The following is a 19,251-nucleotide window of genomic DNA, read 5'->3' as shown; positions in this document are numbered from 1 at the left end:
TAAAAGCAGGAGGACCTATGACCCTGTCTTTTACCGCGCACTGGCATGATGAATTACCCGGTTTTTATACGGCTCTGAAACCCACTCCCCTGAATAATGCCCGCCTGATCTGGCATAACACGGCGCTGGCCGCCGAACTGGCGATCCCGGAATCGCTGTTCAGGCCGGAGCAGGGTGCCGGCGTTTTTGGCGGCGAAACGCTGCTGCCCGGCATGCAGCCGCTGGCGCAGGTGTACAGCGGACATCAGTTTGGCGTCTGGGCCGGTCAATTAGGTGACGGGCGAGGGATCCTGCTCGGCGAACAGCAGCTCGCCAACGGACAAACCATGGACTGGCACCTGAAGGGCGCCGGGCTCACGCCGTACTCACGTATGGGCGATGGCCGCGCCGTTCTGCGCTCCACCATCCGCGAAAGCCTGGCCTCGGAAGCGATGCACGCCCTGGGAATTCCCTCCACCCGCGCGCTGTCGATTGTCACCAGCGACACCCCGGTGGCGCGTGAGAGCATGGAGCAGGGCGCGATGCTGATCCGCGTAGCTCAGAGCCACGCCCGTTTCGGCCATTTCGAACACTTCTACTATCGCCGCGAGCCGGAGAAAGTGCGCCAGCTGGCGGACTTTATCATTCGCCATCACTGGCCCCAGTGGCAGGACGAGGCCGATAAGTACATCCTCTGGTTCCGCGACGTGGTGGCACGTACCGCGTCGCTGATCGCCTGCTGGCAGACGGTGGGCTTTGCGCACGGCGTGATGAATACCGACAACATGTCGATCCTCGGCCTGACCATCGATTACGGTCCTTACGGTTTTCTCGACGACTACCAGCCGGGCTATATCTGCAACCACTCCGACTATCAGGGGCGTTACAGCTTTGATAACCAGCCTGCGGTGGGCCTGTGGAACCTGCAGCGCCTGGCGCAATCGCTCTCACCCTTTATCGACGTTGACGCGCTTAACGACGCGCTGGACAGCTATCAGGACGTCTTGCTCCAGCAGTACGGCAAGCTGATGCGCCGCAAGCTGGGGCTGATGACGCAGGAGAAGGGCGATAACGAGCTGCTGAATAACCTGTTTGCGCTGATGGCCCGGGAAGGCAGCGACTACACCCGTACGTTGCGCATGCTGGGCCAGACCGAACAGCACAGCGCCGCCTCACCGCTGCGCGATGAGTTTATCGATCGTCAGGCGTTTGATGACTGGTTTGCGACCTACCGCGCGCGTCTGCAGCAGGAGAACGTGGCGGACGAGGTGCGTCAGGCGCAGATGAACGCCGTCAACCCGGCTATGGTATTACGTAACTGGCTGGCACAGCGGGCGATCGAGCAGGCGGAGAAAGGCGATTACGCCGAGCTTCACCGCTTACACGAAGCCCTGCGAACGCCGTTTGCCGACCGCAGTGATGACTATGTCAGCCGTCCGCCGGACTGGGGCAAACGGCTGGAAGTAAGTTGTTCCAGTTAAGGTTTGAGAAAAACCTGGGGGCTGGCATTAAGCGGATGCTGCCCCACCTGCACCTGCGCGCCGTACCAGCGCGTCAGGTCGTCAGCCTGTAATACCTGCTGCGGTGTCCCCTGCGAAACGATTCTGCCGTCGTGCAGGAGCACGATCCGATCTGCCCATAAGGCCGCCAGATTGAGATCGTGCAGCACCACGCAGACGTGCAGTTTACCCTCCTGAACAAGAGCTTTCAGCAGACGCAACAGATGCTGCTGGTGATAGAGATCCAGCGCCGAGGTAGGCTCATCGAGAAATAACCAGCCCCGTGGCGCGCCGCCATGCCAGAGCTGAGCCAGCGCCCGGGCCAGCTGCACCCGCTGCTGCTCTCCCCCCGAGAGGGCCGCATACTGGCGACCGGCAAGCGGCTGGCAGCCAGTAAGCTGCATCACCTCGCTGACGATCTGCGGCTCGGGTTGTTGCGTCCACGGCGCGCGACCCATGCCGATCACCGCCTCAACCGGCCAGTCAAAACCGAGCTGGGTTTGCTGGCGCATCACCGCCCGCATCCGGGATAAACTCTGCGTACTCCAGCCGTCCAGTACTTTGCCGTTCAGCAGGCAGCGCCCTGAATCCGGCTTGAGAAAACCGGTCAACAGGCGCAGCAGGGTGGATTTCCCCGCGCCGTTAGGGCCGATCAGCGCCACCAGCTCTCCCGGCGAAAGGGACAGCGAGACGTCGTTCAGTACCGTCCGGCCTGCCACCCTGTAGGTCAAACCTTCGGCAACTAAGGCTTCAGCCATGCTGGCCTCCACGACGAAAAATAAGCCACAGGAACCAGGGCGCGCCGAGAATGCTGGTCAGTAATCCCACCGGCATCTCCGCCGGAGCCACCAGCGTGCGCGCGGCGGTATCGGCGATCAGCAGCAAAAAAGCCCCCGCCAGCACCGAGCCGGGGATCACCGCCCGGTGATCTGACCCCAGCCACATGCGGATCAGGTGCGGCACCACCAGGCCAATAAAACCGATCACGCCGCTGACCGCCACCGCGGCGGCCACCAGCAGGGCGCTGCATAAAAGCAGGATGCGCTGAACGATCCGCACATCGACGCCCAGATAGTGCGCCTCTTCCTCGCCAAGCTGGAGCAGATTCAGGGCTGCCGCCAGCCGCCAGATAACCAGCACCGTCGGGATCATCAGCGAGGTCACCGCCAGCAGAGTAGACCACTGGGCCTGGCCGAGGCTGCCCATTCCCCACAGGGAGAGCTGGCGCAGCTGAGCGTCGTTACTCACCCAGGAGAGCACGCCCACCGCCGCGCCGCACAGGGCATTGATGGCGATGCCTACCAGCAGCAGGCGCGAGAGGGAATTCTCCCGCTGCTGGCTGAGCAGAAAAATGACGACCGTTGCCGCCAGCGCGCCGAGAAAGGCCGACAGCATCGGGGCGTAGAGCATCAGCAGGGCGGGCAGGGTGATGGGCAGCACCACCCACAGGGCGACGGCGCAGGCGGCACCGCTGCTGATCCCAAGCAACCCGGGGTCGGCGAGGGGATTACGAAACAGGCCCTGCATCACGCAGCCCGCCAGCGCCAGCGAGCCGCCAATCACCAGCGCCAGCAGCACGCGCGGCAGGCGAATGGTGAGCCAGATCTGGCGTAGCGCCTCGTCGGTGCCGCTCCAGAGCAGGTTCACCGGCAGGCGCAGCGCGCCAAAACCGGTGGCCAGCAGCGTCATCAGGGCCAGCGCCAGCGCCAGGCCCCACAGCGAGCAGAGAATACGGCGAGGCATCAGGGCAGTTGCTCAGCTTTGCTGCGCAGCTGGCCAATCGCCTGCGGGGTACGCACGCTGAACCCGAGCAGGGCCATGTCGTCAATCTGTAACACCTGCTTATTACGCCCGGCAGGGGTTTGCGCCAGACCTGGCAGCTTCCACAGATTCTCTTCTCCGCCCATCGCTTTTACCCCGTCCTGCGAAATCACCACCAGATCGGGCTGGCTGGCGATCACCCCCTCCTGACAGAGCGGCTGGTAACGGGAGAAGCCCTGCATGGCGTTTTGCAGACCCGCGGCGCGGATCGCCGCATCGGCGCCGGTATTCTGCCCGGCAGCCATGGCGGTCATCCCGCCGTGATTGAGAATGAACAGCACCCGCTTGTTAAGCGGGGAGGAGGGCATCGCGGCCAGCTCCTGATTCAGACGCTGGCGCAGGGCTTCCCCTTCGGAGACGCGGTGCGTCGCCTGCGCTATCAGGCGCACTTTCTCGTCGATGACGCTGAGCGCATTGCTGCCCGGCACCGTCACCACCCTGATGTTGCTTTGCCCGACCTGTTTGAGCGCCAGGGAAGGCTGCGCCTGGGCGCTGGCTAACACCAGCGTCGGGCGCATCGCCAGGATCCCCTCGGCATTGAGCTGGCGCAGGTAGCCCACGTCCGGCAGGGAGTTGGCCTGCTCCGGCCACTGGCTGGTGCTGTCGCGCGCCACCAGTGAATTCCCGGCGCCCAGGGCGTAAACAATCTCCGTGACGTCCCCGCCAAGGGCAACGATCTTCTCCTGCGGCGCGGCAAAGGCGGCCAGCGGCAGCGCGGCGATCAGGGCAAGCAGTTTTCTCATGCGGCCAGCCCTTTCACCGTCAGGGCGTCAATCTGGGCACGCCACTGGCGCTGCTCGGGCTCGCCTTCCGTGCGCTGACCGTACAGCTGGGCGATCTGCGTTCCGTCGGCGGCAAACAGCTCAAGGCTGGTAACGTGGCCGTCGGCGGTCGGTTTACGCGTCACCCAGGTCTCGGCGATGGTCTCTTCCAGCAGATGCAGGGTGAAGGCCGGGTTAAAGATGTTCAGCCAGCCTTTCATCGGCACCACTTTCTCCACCTTGCCGGTGAAGATCTGCACGCAGCCGCGGTTGCCGACGAAGATCATGATCTCGTTGGCGTCCTGACGGGCGGTGTCCAGCAGCTGCGCCAGGGCGCGGTTATCCACCTGACAGGCCAGATCGTCACCCACCAGGCGGAACGCCTGCTGACGGGTCAGACCGTGGCGCTTTAGCAGACCGAAGAACTGATGCACGTCGGTCATGGCGCGCCACTCGCTGTCTACCGTTGCGGCATCGGCGTTTGCCACCTCTGCGCTCACCTCGGCAGCCTTCAGCGCCAGCGGCGGGTTATCGGCAAAGATAAAGTGGGTCAGCACGTCGCCCCAGGCGGAGATATCGGTGTTGTCGGTAGTGTAAACCTTCAGCAGCGCATCGCCCTGATGGTCAAAAAACTGGATGCTCTGACGTTCGCCGCGGGCAGTGGTTTCGCTGATATGGAACACGCTCGCCCACTGGTTGAGGAACAGGCGCAGATCCAGTGCGCGCGGGTTGAGCACCAGCCCGGCATGGCCATTCAGGTGCTGGTTGGTAAAGGTGCCCACCTGCTCGTGAACCGCATAGTCGTTGCGGCAGATGCATTTGGTTTCACCCGTCGCTTCCAGCGCGCCGATGATCTCACGAATGTCGCCATGCAGACGCCAGGCATCGTGGCCCACCCGCGCATAGGTCAGTTCAGCTTCGCTGATGTTCATCAGCGCGGCGATATCACGCGCGTATTTCCCCGGGTTTTCTTCTTTTAGTTCAAGCCAGCGTGTGTAGTGATTCATTGTCTCTTCCTTCCGGATAAATGCCCCGCAACCGGGGCAAGGGGATTACCACTGATAACTTACGAAAATCTTGCCGTTGCGCCCATCCTGCGGGATGCCCTGCGGCGACCAGTACTCTTTGTCGAAGGCGTTGCCGAGCACCAGAGTGGTGGTGACGCCCTTCAGCGCCTGCTGGCCCTGATAGCTGACGTAGAAATCGTTCACCGCGTAGCCCGGCTGGTGGCTGTAGCTGCTGCTCACGTGGGTGGAGCGATCGGCGAAGGTGCCAATCCAGCCCACGTTGAAGCCGCTCTGCGCCAGCGGAATGTCCAGCTTGCTGGAGACGGTATCCGGGCTGATGCTGGAGATGTACTCCCCGGTGTCGGTGTCTTTGCCCCGGGTGCGGTTATAGGCCACATCCAGGCTGAACAGGCTGGCGGAGTATTTCGCCATCATGTCCCAGCCCCAGATTTTGGCGTTCGGCACGTTGTACGACATGGTGGTCGCGGCGGCGAAATCGACGGTGGTGGAGATGTAATCTTTGGCGTTGGTATCAAAGTAGCTGGCTTTGAACTCCAGCGCATCGTTGGCGAGCATCAGATCGTCAAAGCGCAGGCCAAATCCGTACTCCTGGGTTTCGTTAGTTTCCGGGCGCAGATTCGGGTTCGGCACCCAGTAGTTGGTGTAGAAGCGACCAATGGAGAAGTGCTTCGCGTCGTTATACATCTCGCCCATCGTCGGGGCGCGGAAGGCCTGGGCCCAGGAGCCGAACATCATCAGCCAGTCGGTCGGGGAGACGGTGATCCCGGCGCGGGATGACCACTTATCGGCGTCCACGTCCTCGTAGCCGTCGCTGCTGCCGCGGTAGTTATCGTAGCGGGTGCCGCCCAGCAGGGTGACGGGCAGATCGCGCAGGGTGATCTCATCCTGCAGCCAGCCGGAGCTGAAGTCGATGCTCGCATCCGGGAAGCCGGTGGTGGCGCCAGAAGGCGACTGCTCCTGACGGTAATACTCGCCGCCGTAGGTCAGCAGGTGCGAGGCGAAAGAGTCGGCGAACAGGCGGGTGCGGTTTTCCACTTTGCCGCCTTTGGTGGTCTGCTCGCGGTACTCCCCGGTGCCATCAATGTTCTGGGCATTAATCCGCGCTTCAGACCAGTAGATCCGGGCATCGGCGTTCAGCCAGTCGTTGCCTTCCGGGGCGATGTGATACCCCAGCTGAACGTCACGCTGGATGGTGGAGCGGTCGGTCATCGGGTTACTGCTGTCGTCGGCATCGATGGTCTGCGGGTTTTTGGGCTCCTGCGCCGCGTTGTTGTAATAGCGCAGCGAGCCGCTCAGGGACTGGGCCTGATCCATCTGCCAGCTGCCTTTTGCCAGCATATTGTTGATTGATTCGTCGTTCGGCGCGGTCTCGCCGCCGCCCTGGCGGATATCCCCGCGATCCCGGCTCGACCAGGCCACCAGACCATCGAGAGTATCGGTCCGGCCAAAGGCGCTGGCCCCCATGCCGAGGCTGTGATCGCCGGTAGCGGCGGTGCCAAACACACGGAAGCCGCTGCTCTGGCCGGGCTGGAGCAGGTCTTTTGCATCGGCGGTGTCATAGGCGATCACCCCGCCCATCGCACCGCTGCCGTACAGCAGGGCGGACGGGCCGCGCACGATCTCAATGCGCTTGATCAGCGCCGGGTCGAGGAAGGTGCTGTTCAGGTGGCCGGTATCGGTGCCCTGACGAACGCCGTCCACCAGCACCAGCACGCCGCGACGATCGTAGCCGCGCAGATTGACGTCCTGACCGTTGGTGCGCCCGGTGCCGTCGAGGGTCAGGCCAGGAACATGGCGCAGCAGATCGGCGGCAGAGCTGGCGGTTTGGTTTTCCGGGGCGGTGGCGTCAATGACGCTCACCATCATCGGCGCTTCAAAGGCGCTGCGGGCATTCCCGGTGGCGGTCACCGTCATGTCGTCGGTGGCGGCAAGGGCCATTCCCGGCAGGGCGGTGGTAATGGCCAGCGCCAGCAGCGACGGGCGTAAAGACGCGGTATTCAGGTATGGCATGAGCCACTCTCCATTTAAAAGTGAAAAGCGCTGGCTGCCTGGGGAAACCTGGGTGGCTGGCGAAGGTGCTTATTTTGTGAGGATTAATTTTCCGGCATGTGTCTGGCGCAAGAGGTAGTGCTGGCCATCATGCTCGATAATGACGCGTCCTTCCTCGCCCAACAGCTGTTTACTGTTAATGCGACGATCGTTCGCGTCCGGGGCAGGCTGTGTTTTGTCTTCAGGACGAGTGAGCGTTGCTGCGGTGTTATCCATACGTGACATAATGTGTTTCAAAATGGCAATCAATGTAACAATGATAATCATTATCAACAAATCATTTTTAACGGCAAGCGTTTTATGAAAAAACAGTGACTGAGGGAACGTTAAAGGGTTGTGCGGGATGAAAAAAAGCCGGGTAGCGGCTACGCCTTACCCGGCCTACAAAGTGTGATACGTAGGCCCGGTAAGCGAAGCGCCACCGGGCGAAATGTCAGAAGCGAGAGTCCACCGCCACCGCAAGTTTATCCAGCAGCACTTCGGTATCTTCCCAGCTCAGGCAGGGGTCGGTAATGGACTGACCGTAGGTAATCGGCTGGCCGACCACCACTTTTTGCGTGCCTTCGCGCAGGAAACTTTCGGCCATAATCCCGGCAATGGCGCTGGAGCCGTTGCGGATCTGCTGGCACACCTCGTCGCAGACGTCCAGCTGGCGGCGGTGCTGTTTCTGGCAGTTGCCGTGGCTGAAATCGATCACCAGCTGCTCCGGCAGGTCGAACTCGCGCAGGGTGTCGCAGGCTTCGGCGATATCCTGCGGATGATAGTTCGGCTGTTTACCGCCGCGCATAATGATGTGGCCGTACGGGTTGCCGCTGGTTTGATAGATGGTCATCTGGCCGTTCTTGTCCGGAGACAGGAACATATGGCTGGCGCGGGCGGCGCGGATGGCATCCACCGCAATGCGGGTATTGCCGTCGGTGCCGTTTTTGAAGCCCACCGGACAGGAGAGCGCCGAGGCCATTTCACGGTGGATCTGGCTTTCCGTAGTGCGCGCGCCAATCGCCCCCCAGCTGATGAGATCGGCGATAAACTGTCCGGTCACCATATCCAGGAATTCGGTGGCGGTCGGCACGCCCAGCTCGTTAACCTGCAACAGCAGTTTGCGCGCCAGCTGAATGCCGTGATTGACCCGGTAGCTGCCGTTTAAATCGGGATCGGAGATTAGCCCTTTCCAGCCCACCACGGTGCGCGGTTTCTCAAAGTAGGTGCGCATCACGATCTCAAGCCGCGCCTGGTGCTTATCCCGCAGCCCTTTCAGGCGCTGGGCGTAATCCATCGCGGCATCAAGATCGTGAATAGAGCAAGGACCTACGATCACCAGCAGGCGGCGATCGTCCCCGTTCAGGATTTTTTCAATACGTTTACGTGACGTTGTCACGTGATCGGCCACTGCCGCAGAAACAGGGTATCGCTGGGCCAGTTCTGCTGGCGTCACCAGGCTGTCGATACGCGCTGTGCGGAGTTCATCGGTTTTATTCATGGTATTTCTCAGAATGTAGTGCTTCATCGGTAACTTACCGGGAAGTGATGGGCATCACCTTAAACCAATCCCCGCTGATTTCAAGTGCAGGGCACAAGCGTGCCCTGTTATGGGTAGCGAGTATAAAGGATTGCGAACCAATGTACTAGCCTGTTAGTACATGCGGCGATTCAGCCCCATAATGTCGAGGATCTTGGTGGCAATCTCTTCTACCGAATAGTTGGTACTGTTGAGACAGGGAATGTTGTTCTTCCGGTACAGGGCTTCCACTTCAGCCACCTCCATCCGGCACTGGCGCATCGACGCATAGCGGCTGTTTTCCCGGCGCTCTTCGCGGATGGCCGCCAGACGTTCCGGGTTAATGGTCAGACCAAACAGCTTGTGCTGGAGCGGTTTCAGCGCCGCCGGCAGCACCAGATTATCCATATCATCGGCAATAAAGGGGTAGTTTGCCGCGCGGATGCCGAACTGTAACGCCAGATAGAGGCTGGTGGGGGTTTTGCCGCAGCGCGAAACGCCGAGCAGAATGACCTGGGCCTGATCGAGGTTGCGCATCGAGATGCCGTCATCGTGGGCGAGGGTGTAGTCGATGGCGGCGATACGGGCGTCGTACTTAATGATATTCGCCGGATTCAGACCGTGGGTGCGGTGCGCCACCGGGGTAGGGTCCAGCTTCAACTCCTGCTGCAGCGGGGCCACCAGCGCCTGGACGATGTCCTGACAGAAACCTTCACTTTGCAGAATGATATTGCGGATTTCCGGGATCACAATCGAGTAGAACACCAGCGGACGCTTGCCGGTCTGCTGGAAAATGGCATCAATTTGATCTTTCACCGCTCTGGCGCGGCTCTCGTTTTCCACAAACGGCAGGGTGATGCTGTTGATGGAAACCGGGAATTGCGACATCACCGCATGGCCCAGCACTTCGGCGGTGATCGCCGTACCATCGGAAATATAAAAAACGTGGCGATCGACAGCATTATCCATTTTGCACACTCGGTATATCAGATGTAATTGACTGAAAGCATAAATTAAAAAAGTAAATTACAACAGTCAACGGGCGCGGGAAATTCAAAATGAAACGCTATTTTTATTTTTAATGAAAGGGGTGTTTCATTTTTCAAAATCACCCTAAAGTCTGAGTTTTTTGTGGGAATCCATAGGAATCATCAGGTTAGCATTTAAGCGGGAACAGTCTGAAAAGCGAAAAAATAAAAGTGCTTACACGATTCACCGTTTTTTTAGCGCGATTAAATATGACAGTATAAATACGCAGTAAGGAGTTTCTTAAAACCCGTTCATATATCATAAAAGGATTGTTTCGATGTCCAACAATGGCTCGTCACCGCTGGTGCTTTGGTATAACCAACTCGGCATGAATGATGTAGACAGAGTTGGAGGCAAAAATGCCTCCCTGGGTGAAATGATTACAAATCTGTCCAGTATGGGTGTCTCCGTACCGAATGGATTTGCTACCACCGCCGATGCTTTTAACTATTTTCTGGATCAAAGCGGCGTAAACCAGCGCATTTACGAACTACTGGATAACACGGACATTGATGATGTCTCCGAGCTTGCCAAAGCCGGGACCCAGATCCGCCAGTGGATCATCGACACACCTTTCCAGCCTGAACTGGAAAAAGCCATCCACGACGCCTATAACCAGCTCTCCGCTGATGATGCTCAGGCCTCCTTTGCCGTGCGCTCCTCCGCCACCGCAGAAGATATGCCGGATGCCTCCTTTGCCGGTCAGCAGGAGACCTTCCTTAACGTACAGGGCTACGATGCGGTTCTGGTGGCGGTTAAACACGTGTTTGCTTCCCTGTTTAACGACCGCGCCATCTCCTATCGCGTGCATCAGGGTTACGACCACCGCGGCGTTGCGCTGTCGGCGGGCGTGCAGCGCATGGTGCGTTCGGATCTGGCCTCGTCAGGCGTGATGTTCTCTATTGATACCGAATCGGGTTTCGATCAGGTGGTCTTTATCACCTCCGCCTGGGGTCTGGGCGAGATGGTGGTGCAGGGTGCGGTCAACCCTGACGAATTCTATGTACACAAGCCAACCCTGGCAGCGGATCGCCCGGCTATCGTGCGTCGCACCATGGGTTCGAAAAAAATCCGCATGATCTACGCCCCGACCCAGGAGCACGGCAAGCAGGTCCGGATTGAAGATGTGCCGCAGGAACAGTGCGATCGCTTCTCGCTGACCGATGCCGAAGTGCAGGAGCTGGCGAAGCAGGCGGTGCAGATTGAGAAGCACTATGGCCGTCCGATGGATATCGAATGGGCCAAAGACGGTAACACCGGCAAGCTGTTTATCGTCCAGGCGCGTCCGGAAACCGTCCGCTCCCGCGGCCAGGTGATGGAGCGTTACACCCTGCATGCCCAGGGCAAAATCATCGCTGAAGGCCGTGCCATCGGCCACCGCATCGGCGCTGGCCCGGTGAAAGTGATCCACGACATCAGCGAAATGAACCGCATTCAGCCTGGCGACGTGCTGGTCACCGACATGACCGACCCGGACTGGGAACCGATCATGAAAAAGGCGGCAGCGATTGTCACCAACCGTGGCGGCCGTACCTGTCACGCGGCAATCATCGCCCGTGAGCTGGGTATTCCGGCGGTTGTTGGCTGCGGTGATGCCACCGAACGCATGAAAGACGATGAGAACGTCACCGTCTCCTGTGCCGAAGGCGACACCGGTTACGTCTACGCCGAACTGCTGGACTTCAGCGTGAAGAGCTCCAGCGTGGATACCATGCCGGATCTGCCGCTGAAGATCATGATGAACGTCGGCAACCCGGACCGCGCGTTCGACTTCGCCTGTCTGCCTAACGAAGGCGTTGGCCTGGCGCGTCTGGAGTTCATCATCAACCGTATGATTGGGGTCCACCCGCGTGCGCTGCTGGAGTTCGATGACCAGGATCCGAAGCTGCAGAAAGAAATTCGCGAGATGATGAAGGGCTACGACTCGCCGAAAGAGTTCTACGTCGGCCGTCTGACCGAAGGGATCGCGACCCTTGGCGCTGCGTTCTTCCCGAAACGCGTGATCGTGCGTCTCTCTGACTTCAAATCGAACGAATACGCCAACCTGGTGGGCGGCGAGCGTTACGAGCCGGAAGAAGAGAACCCGATGCTGGGCTTCCGTGGCGCCGGTCGTTATGTCTCTGACAGCTTCCGCGACTGTTTTGCCCTGGAGTGCGAGGCGGTGAAACGCGTGCGTAACGAGATGGGCCTGACCAACGTCGAGATCATGGTGCCGTTCGTGCGTACCGTGGATCAGGCGAAAGCGGTGGTTGACGAGCTGGCGCGTCAGGGGCTGAAGCGCGGCGAGAACGGACTCAAAATCATCATGATGTGTGAGATCCCGTCCAACGCCCTGCTGGCAGAGCAGTTCCTTGAGCACTTCGACGGCTTCTCTATCGGCTCGAACGATATGACGCAGCTGGCACTGGGTCTGGATCGCGACTCCGGCGTGGTCTCCGCACTGTTTGATGAGCGTAACGAGGCGGTGAAAGCGCTGCTGTCGATGGCTATCCGCGCCGCGAAAAAACAGGGCAAGTACGTCGGCATCTGTGGTCAGGGTCCTTCCGACCATGAAGACTTTGCCGCATGGCTGATGGAAGAGGGGATCGACAGCCTGTCCCTGAACCCGGACACCGTGGTACAAACCTGGCTGAGCCTGGCCGAACTGAACAAGTAACGTCACGCTTCAGCACCGAATAAAGGCGAGGACTTTGTTCCTCGCCTTTTTTTATGCTTCATGCTCAGGACATTAACCGTTACGTTATCGCTCTGTTTACCAGTGCGGTTTCTGTAAATATTTCAACTGATTAAAAAATAGCCAGCGATATTAACGCTGATTTTATTTGATGCATTTGTGCTATTCAGGGCGGTCAGCGTTGACTGTTTTATCCTGTAAGAACATTCTTAGCGGGCACAAGTGAACGACGCTTTATTAATAGTGGTGGGAGCTAACAAATAATTAATATTAACACGCGATGGAAAGCTAAATATTCTCAAGGCTCAATGCGAAACACAAATACGCTGCATTTATGGAACGTTTCAAACATTGTGAAACAGGTGCGGTGTGTGAGCAGTGCTTTATCCCACTGTATTGTTGCATGAGTTCTGGTACTGAAATTTAGGGTGTTATCACCGTTGGTATAATGCCAGTTATCACGGTTAAAGAGTTGATTGTGCTTCTTCAGCGTCAGCAAATAGTTGCTGACGTATCGGGGTGATCCTTATGAATATGATCGTCCCGCTCTGTTCTGTTAATTTAAGTGTGGAATTTAAAATGAAACGTTCTGTCTTAGCTTTGCTTATTCTTAGTTCTTTTGCTGCCTCTGCTCACGGTAATCACGGTAATCACGGTGGCGGTCATATGGGCGGCCATTCTTTTAATAATCATTCTTTCAATGGTCATAGTTTTAATGGTCGTAATGCAGGACGCATTAATAATGGGCACACCTTTAACGGCTTTTCACGCGGCTCAATTAACATGGGTGACACCAGTCGTACTATTGCTGTAAAAGACGGTGCGATAGTGGGTACCAAAACGACCACTATGGGTAATGTCACACGACTGGAAACTAACGTTATTTCTGCAGACTATCGCTCGCATTCTGTCGCGGTAACCAACGGCACGAAGACGGCGGTAGCAACGGGTAGCTATAAAGACGGTATGGGTGGTATCAGCGTGCATGGCGTGAATAATGGTGTGAATACCGTCGGTCATGTCTCTTTATACAACGATGTTGCAAATGCCGCTTATCGCACCAGTGTGGTTAAAAACGACGAAGTGACCCGTGCTGGCCTTAACGTTGTCTCTCCAACTCAGCGTTCACATATGGTCGATGTGAAGAGTGGTGACTACTCCCATGTTCACACGCGTGGTTCCCTTGACACTGAAGGGGGCGTGCGTGGCTGGAACAAGTCAGTTACCAAAGAAGGCCAGTATGGTTTTGAACGTTCTGTTGATGCTAAAGGCATTGCAACTGTCGCTGCCTTTGGTCCAGCACATTACGCTGAGATTGTCGCCAATCTGAACACCGGTAAATACAAAGCGTTTAGTGATATCACTCCACCGACGCCTGTACCAACCCCGACTCCAACCCCAACGCCGACGCCGGCACCAACGCCGACGCCAGCGCCAGCACCAACGCCGACGCCAACACCAACGCCGACGCCAGCGCCAGTACCGACGCCAACACCAGCGCCAGCACCAACACCAACCCCTGTCACACCTGACATGCCTGTTACCGCTCACATCTCATATGTGAACGCTGATAACGACTACGTTTTGTACTGGTGGAATGTATAACAGGCTGGAGCATTAATTTTATTATAAAAAAAAGCCCATCGTGGGAGATGGGCAAAGACTACACACAGCAATTCGTTGTTTCACTCAGGGGATTTCCATGCTTATAAATCAAGATGTTGTTGATTCATAACCGTGACCTAATAGTAGGCATAGCGAATTTTTGCGTCGATCAGATTCGTCTCAATAGTTTAAAAAGCATGAAGAATTTATGAAGTAGATTGAAGGAATTAGGGGCGCTGAAGGGTTTAGTGGTGCTTAATGCCAAGCTAATTGATAAGTGATGCTTAACATTCTGGTGGGCGTACCCACCAGAATGGGAGATTTACTGTTTCGGCTCGTCCGTTTCGTGAAGCGTGGCAAGCAGGACGTCGGGATCGGTTGGCGGTAGCGGGACTTCGTGCACCCAGGCGGAGAAGAGTCGCCAGGAGACGGCCAACAGCACCGGCCCGATAAACAGACCGATCATGCCGAAAGCGATCAACCCACCGATCACGCCGGAGAGGATCAGAATCAACGGCAGATCGGCCCCCATGCGGATCAGTAGCGGGCGGATCACGTTATCCATCGTCCCCACCACGCAGCTCCATACCAGCAGCACCGTGCCCCAGGTGGTATCCCCGCTCCAGTAGAGCCAGATAATTGCCGGAACCAGAACCAGCAATGGCCCCAGCTGCATCAGACAGGTTAACAACATCAGCACCGTAAAGAGGGTGGCGTAAGGCACCCCCGCGATCGCCAGACCAATACCGCCCAGCACCGACTGCACCAGCGCCGTCACCACCACGCCTAACGCCACCGCGCGCACCGCCTGCGCCGCCAGCAGCATCGCCGCGTCGCCGCGCGTCGAAGCCAGACGGGTGGCAAAATGACGCACCCCAAGGGCTACCCGCTCTCCGCGCCAGTAGAGCAGGGCGCTGAACAGCAGCATCAGCACGCAGTGCACCACAAAGCGGCCCAGATGGGCAGCGGTACCCACAAACCAGGTGGTGGTGGCGCCAATATAGGGCCGCACTTTCGCCATAATGGCGCTGCCGCCCATGTCCAGCAGGTTGTGCCAGCCGGCATAGAGCTTGTCGCCAATCAGCGGAATGTCGTTCAGCCAGGCCATTTCCGGCAGCGTCATATCGCCGCTGGTGATGCTGGAAATGAGCGGGCCGCTGCCGTCCACCAGGCTATTCACCAGTAACGCAACCGGGATAACAAACAGCAGCACCAGCAGCAGCGTCATCACCAGCACCGCCAGCGTGCGGCGACCAAACAGCAAACGCTCAAGGCGAATGAACAGCGGCCAGGTGGCGATCACCACGGTCCCCGCCCATGCAAAGCCAAGAATAAAGGGTTGAACAATCCACAGACACGCAATAATCATGATTGCCAGGAACAGCACCGACAGCAAAACTTGTGCAACGTCCCTGGGCTGGTGTCGATTGACCATAAATGAAATTCACCTTGTGAGAACACCGGCAGACCGGCGAGAACATGAAACCGCATCACTATAATCATTAGTGATTTCAGCCATTTTTAACAGGCAGATTCTGCCTGTAATTCTGTCGGGCGGATACGTTTAAAATGTGATACAAAATGTGAGACACAACGCAAACGATTATCTACAACTATTCAGATTGGGCAGGGTCGACAGTAATGATCCCACAAATTTCTCAGGCACCCGGCGTCGTTCAGCTGGTGCTGAATTTTTTGCAGGCACTGGAGCAACAGGGTTTTACCGGCGATACCGCCACACGTTATGCCGACCGGCTGACGATGGCGACCGACAACAGTATCTACCAGCTACTTCCCGATGCAGTCGTTTTTCCCCGTTCTACCGCTGATGTGGCACTCCTTGCCCGTCTGGCGTCCCAGGAGCGATTCGCTTCGTTAATCTTTACCCCTCGCGGCGGCGGCACCGGCACCAACGGCCAGGCGCTGAACACGGGGATCGTTGTCGATATGTCCCGCTACATGAACCGCATCATTGAGATCAACCCGGAAGAGGGGTGGGTGCGGGTGGAAGCCGGGGTCATTAAGGATCAGCTGAACCAGTACCTGAAGCCGTACGGCTATTTCTTTGCGCCGGAGCTGTCGACCAGTAACCGCGCCACCCTCGGCGGCATGATCAATACCGACGCCTCCGGTCAGGGGTCGCTGGTGTACGGTAAAACCTCCGATCACGTCCTTGGCGTGCGGGCGGTGCTGCTGGGGGGCGATATTCTCGATACCCAGCCGATGCCGGTTCAGCTTGCCGAAACGCTCGGAAAAGACAACACCACTACCGGGCGCATCTATCGCACCGTACTGGAACGCTGTCGCGACAACCGCCAGCTGATTATCGATAAATTCCCGAAACTGAACCGCTTCCTGACCGGCTACGATCTGCGCCATGTCTTTAATGACGATTTCAGCCAGTTCGATTTGACCCGCATCCTCACCGGTTCCGAAGGGACGCTGGCCTTTATCACCGAGGCGCGTCTCGACATCACTCGTCTGCCCAAAGTCCGCCGCCTGGTGAATGTGAAGTACAACTCCTTCGACTCCGCGCTGCGTAACGCGCCCTTTATGGTGGATGCCCGCGCGCTGTCGGTGGAAACCGTCGACTCTAAAGTGCTTAACCTGGCGCGGGAAGATATCGTCTGGCACTCGGTCAGCGAGCTGATCGCTGACGTGCCAGACAAAGAGATGCTTGGCCTCAACATCGTTGAATTTGCCGGCGATGACGCCGGGCTTATCGAAAGCCAGGTCGAGAACCTATGCCAGCGCCTGGACGAGCTCATCGCCCGGGGCGAGGGCGGGGTGATTGGCTGGCAGCTGTGTAACGATCTCTCCGGCATCGAGCGTATCTATGCGATGCGTAAAAAAGCGGTGGGGCTGCTGGGCAACGCCAAAGGGGCGGCCAAGCCGATTCCGTTTGCAGAAGATACCTGCGTCCCGCCGGAAAACCTGGCGGACTATATCGTCGAGTTCCGCGCGTTGCTCGACAGCCACGGCCTGAGCTACGGCATGTTTGGCCATGTCGACGCCGGAGTGCTGCACGTGCGCCCGGCGCTGGATATGTGCGATCCGCAGCAGGAGATCCTGATGAAGCAGATCTCCGACGACGTGGTGGCGCTCACCGCGAAGTATGGCGGCCTGCTGTGGGGCGAGCACGGGAAGGGGTTCGCGCGGAATACAGCCCGGCCTTCTTTGGCGAGCAGCTGTACGGCGAACTGCGCAAAATCAAAGCCGCCTTTGATCCGGACAACCGCCTCAACCCCGGTAAAATCTGCCCGCCGGAAGGCATTGACGCCCCGATGATGCAGGTGGACGCGGTCAAACGCGGCACCTTCGACCGTCAGATCCCCATTGCCGTGCGCTCGTCCTGGCGCGGGGCGATGGAGTGTAACGGCAACGGCCTGTGCTTTAACTTTGATGTTAAAAGCCCGATGTGCCCGTCGATGAAGATCACCAGCAACCGCATCCACTCGCCGAAGGGGCGTGCGACGCTGGTACGTGAGTGGCTGCGTCTGCTCGCCGACCGCGGCGTGGATCCGCTGGCGCTGGAAAAAGAGCTGCCGGAAAAACGCGCCAGCCTGCGTACCCTTGTCGAACGCACCCGCAACAGCTGGCATGCGCGCAAAGGGGAGTATGACTTCTCCCACGAGGTGAAAGAGGCGATGTCGGGCTGCCTGGCCTGCAAAGCCTGTTCCACCCAGTGCCCGATTAAGATCGACGTGCCGGAGTTCCGCTCGCGCTTCCTGCAGCTCTATCACAGCCGTTATCTGCGCCCGATGCGCGATCATCTGGTGGCAACGGTGGAAAGCTATGCCCCGCTGATGGCCCGCGCGCCGCGCACCTTTAACTTCTTTATCAACCAGCCGCTGGTGCGCAAACTCTCCGAGAAGCATATCGGCATGATCGACCTGCCGCTGCTCTCCACGCCGTCGTTGCAGCGTCAGATGGTCGGCCACCGCTCCGCTAACCTGACCCTTGAGCAGCTCGAAGCCCTGAGCGCCGAGCAAAAAGCGAAAACGGTGCTGGTGGTGCAGGATCCCTTTACCAGCTATTACGATGCGCAGGTGGTGGCCGATTTTATTCGTCTGGCCGAGCGGCTGGGGTATCAGCCGGTGCTGCTGCCGTTTTCACCGAATGGCAAAGCGCAGCACATTAAAGGTTTCCTCAACCGCTTTGCGAAAACGGCGCAAAAACCTCGGACTTCCTGAGCCGGGTGGCGCAGCTGGGCATGCCGATGGTGGGCGTCGATCCGGCGCTGGTGCTCTGCTATCGCGATGAGTACAAACAGACGCTCGGCGACAAGCGCGGCGAGTTCCACGTGATGCTGGTGCACGAGTGGCTGCCATCGGTTGTCAACGCGCAAACCGCGCCGGAGACCAGCGGCGAGCCGTGGTATCTGTTCGGGCACTGCACCGAAGTAACCGCGCTGCCGGGGGCGCCTGCGCAGTGGGCCGCTATCTTTGCTCGCTTTGGCGCGAAGCTGGAGAGCGTCAGCGTGGGCTGTTGCGGTATGGCCGGAACCTACGGCCATGAGGTGGTGAACCACGCCAACTCGCTCGGGATCTACGAGCTCTCCTGGCACCAGGCGATGCAGCGTCTGCCGCGTAACCGCTGTCTGGCGACCGGCTACTCATGCCGTAGCCAGGTCAAACGCGTCGAGGGCAGCGGCGTGCGCCATCCACTGCAGGCCTTACTGGAGATAATGGGATGATCTGGAAACGCGCGGTCACGTTGCAGGCGTTAAACGCCATGAGCGACGGAAATATGGTGGGCTTGCTGGATATCCAGTTCACCCGCATCGGCGAGGATGAACTGGAAGCCACTATGCCGGTGGACAGCCGCACCCATCAGCCGTTTGGCCTGCTGCACGGCGGCGCCTCTGTGGTGCTGGCCGAAACTCTGGGTTCGGTGGCGGGCTATCTCTGCACCGAAGGGGAGCAGAAGGTGGTGGGGCTGGAGGTGAATGCCAACCACATGCGTTCCGTGCGCAGCGGTCGGGTGCGCGGCGTCTGTCGCGCGCTGCATACCGGCGGACGTCACCAGGTGTGGCAGATTGAGATTCTGGATGAGCAGGACCGGCTGTGCTGCACGTCGCGGCTCACCACCGCCGTAGTATAAGAAAAGGCCGCGAATGCGGCCTTTTTGCTTTTCCATCTCGTTGAAATAGCATCGCTTTCTGGCGGGCCGCAATTTATGCTAATTCGCACCCTCAGATTTATGAGACTATTCCTATGCTCCTTCAAGAGCTAAGCCATATTGAGTGCCGGAGATAAGCGCCGGATGGAGCGAGAAGCCCTTAAGATTACCTCAGGTAGTCTTAAGG

The 19,251-nt window shown here is 58.5% G+C and carries 13 protein-coding genes, 1 other RNA gene and 1 pseudogene; 5 read left to right on the top strand and 10 right to left on the bottom strand.

Annotated features, from left to right (window positions below):
* Positions 1-17: 17 nt before the first annotated feature.
* On the top strand, positions 18-1,460 hold the full coding sequence (gene selO / locus K5I40_RS07525) for a protein adenylyltransferase SelO (protein ID WP_223074215.1): 1,443 nt from the start codon (positions 18-20) through the stop codon (positions 1,458-1,460).
* Here selO and K5I40_RS07520 read toward each other — a convergent pair.
* The 8 genes from K5I40_RS07520 to K5I40_RS07485 all read right to left on the bottom strand — a co-directional run bounded on the left by K5I40_RS07520 (position 1,457) and on the right by K5I40_RS07485 (position 9,604).
* The gene (locus K5I40_RS07520; protein ID WP_223074214.1) at positions 1,457-2,236 is read right to left on the bottom strand and encodes a heme ABC transporter ATP-binding protein; all 780 of its coding nucleotides are present in this window, start codon (positions 2,234-2,236) and stop codon (positions 1,457-1,459) included. The two genes, selO and K5I40_RS07520, sit on opposite strands and share 4 nt — an antisense overlap.
* Positions 2,229-3,221 carry an iron ABC transporter permease gene (locus K5I40_RS07515; protein ID WP_223074213.1) on the bottom strand — a complete coding sequence of 331 codons (993 nt, stop codon included), beginning with the start codon at positions 3,219-3,221 and terminating at the stop codon, positions 2,229-2,231. Before K5I40_RS07515 ends, K5I40_RS07520 begins: the two co-directional genes overlap by 8 nt.
* Positions 3,221-4,042 carry a hemin ABC transporter substrate-binding protein gene (locus tag K5I40_RS07510; RefSeq protein WP_223074212.1) on the bottom strand — a complete coding sequence of 274 codons (822 nt, stop codon included), beginning with the start codon at positions 4,040-4,042 and terminating at the stop codon, positions 3,221-3,223. Before K5I40_RS07510 ends, K5I40_RS07515 begins: the two co-directional genes overlap by 1 nt.
* Positions 4,039-5,067: a hemin-degrading factor gene (locus K5I40_RS07505; RefSeq protein WP_223074211.1), complete on the bottom strand. Its 1,029-nt coding sequence runs from the start codon at positions 5,065-5,067 to the stop codon at positions 4,039-4,041. Before K5I40_RS07505 ends, K5I40_RS07510 begins: the two co-directional genes overlap by 4 nt.
* Positions 5,068-5,112: 45 nt before the next feature.
* Positions 5,113-7,098, bottom strand: coding sequence for a TonB-dependent hemoglobin/transferrin/lactoferrin family receptor (locus K5I40_RS07500; protein WP_223074210.1), 1,986 nt, complete (start codon positions 7,096-7,098; stop codon positions 5,113-5,115).
* 69 nt (positions 7,099-7,167) lie between these two features.
* Positions 7,168-7,404: a hemin uptake protein HemP gene (gene hemP, locus K5I40_RS07495; RefSeq protein WP_223074209.1), complete on the bottom strand. Its 237-nt coding sequence runs from the start codon at positions 7,402-7,404 to the stop codon at positions 7,168-7,170.
* A gap of 166 nt (positions 7,405-7,570) precedes the next feature.
* A complete protein-coding gene (gene aroH, locus K5I40_RS07490) occupies positions 7,571-8,617 on the bottom strand; it encodes a 3-deoxy-7-phosphoheptulonate synthase AroH (protein ID WP_039029294.1) in 1,047 nt (348 codons plus the stop codon).
* 153 nt (positions 8,618-8,770) lie between these two features.
* Positions 8,771-9,604, bottom strand: coding sequence for a pyruvate, water dikinase regulatory protein (locus tag K5I40_RS07485; RefSeq protein WP_223074208.1), 834 nt, complete (start codon positions 9,602-9,604; stop codon positions 8,771-8,773).
* 337 nt (positions 9,605-9,941) lie between these two features.
* Here K5I40_RS07485 and ppsA point away from each other — a divergent pair, with 337 nt between their 5' ends.
* Together ppsA and K5I40_RS07475 are read left to right on the top strand one after the other, a co-directional pair.
* The gene (gene ppsA / locus K5I40_RS07480; RefSeq protein WP_039029089.1) at positions 9,942-12,320 is read left to right on the top strand and encodes a phosphoenolpyruvate synthase; all 2,379 of its coding nucleotides are present in this window, start codon (positions 9,942-9,944) and stop codon (positions 12,318-12,320) included.
* Positions 12,321-12,866: 546 nt separating this feature from the next.
* The gene (locus tag K5I40_RS07475) at positions 12,867-13,943 is read left to right on the top strand and encodes a hypothetical protein (RefSeq protein WP_223074207.1); all 1,077 of its coding nucleotides are present in this window, start codon (positions 12,867-12,869) and stop codon (positions 13,941-13,943) included.
* A gap of 23 nt (positions 13,944-13,966) precedes the next feature.
* On the opposite strand, the gene rprA is transcribed toward K5I40_RS07475, so the two are convergent.
* Both rprA and ydiK read right to left on the bottom strand, forming a co-directional pair.
* Positions 13,967-14,077, bottom strand: an RNA gene (gene rprA, locus K5I40_RS07470) — antisense sRNA RprA.
* A 188-nt stretch (positions 14,078-14,265) separates the two neighbouring features.
* A complete protein-coding gene (gene ydiK, locus K5I40_RS07465) occupies positions 14,266-15,378 on the bottom strand; it encodes an AI-2E family transporter YdiK (protein WP_039029091.1) in 1,113 nt (370 codons plus the stop codon).
* 206 nt (positions 15,379-15,584) lie between these two features.
* On the opposite strand from ydiK, the pseudogene K5I40_RS07460 reads away from it, so the two are divergent.
* Positions 15,585-18,639 (top strand): annotated as a pseudogene (locus tag K5I40_RS07460) (FAD-binding and (Fe-S)-binding domain-containing protein).
* Entirely contained in the window at positions 18,636-19,046 is a 411-nt protein-coding gene (menI, locus tag K5I40_RS07455) for a 1,4-dihydroxy-2-naphthoyl-CoA hydrolase (protein ID WP_039029093.1), read from the top strand. Before K5I40_RS07460 ends, menI begins: the two are co-directional and overlap by 4 nt.
* Positions 19,047-19,251 lie beyond the last annotated feature (205 nt).

The sequence above is a fragment of the Leclercia sp. LTM14 genome (genome assembly GCF_023736175.1).
Lineage (GTDB): Bacteria > Pseudomonadota > Gammaproteobacteria > Enterobacterales > Enterobacteriaceae > Enterobacter > Enterobacter barmai.
Note: the sequence above shows the minus strand (reverse complement) of the source record. Positions and strands in the feature narration are given on the sequence as shown.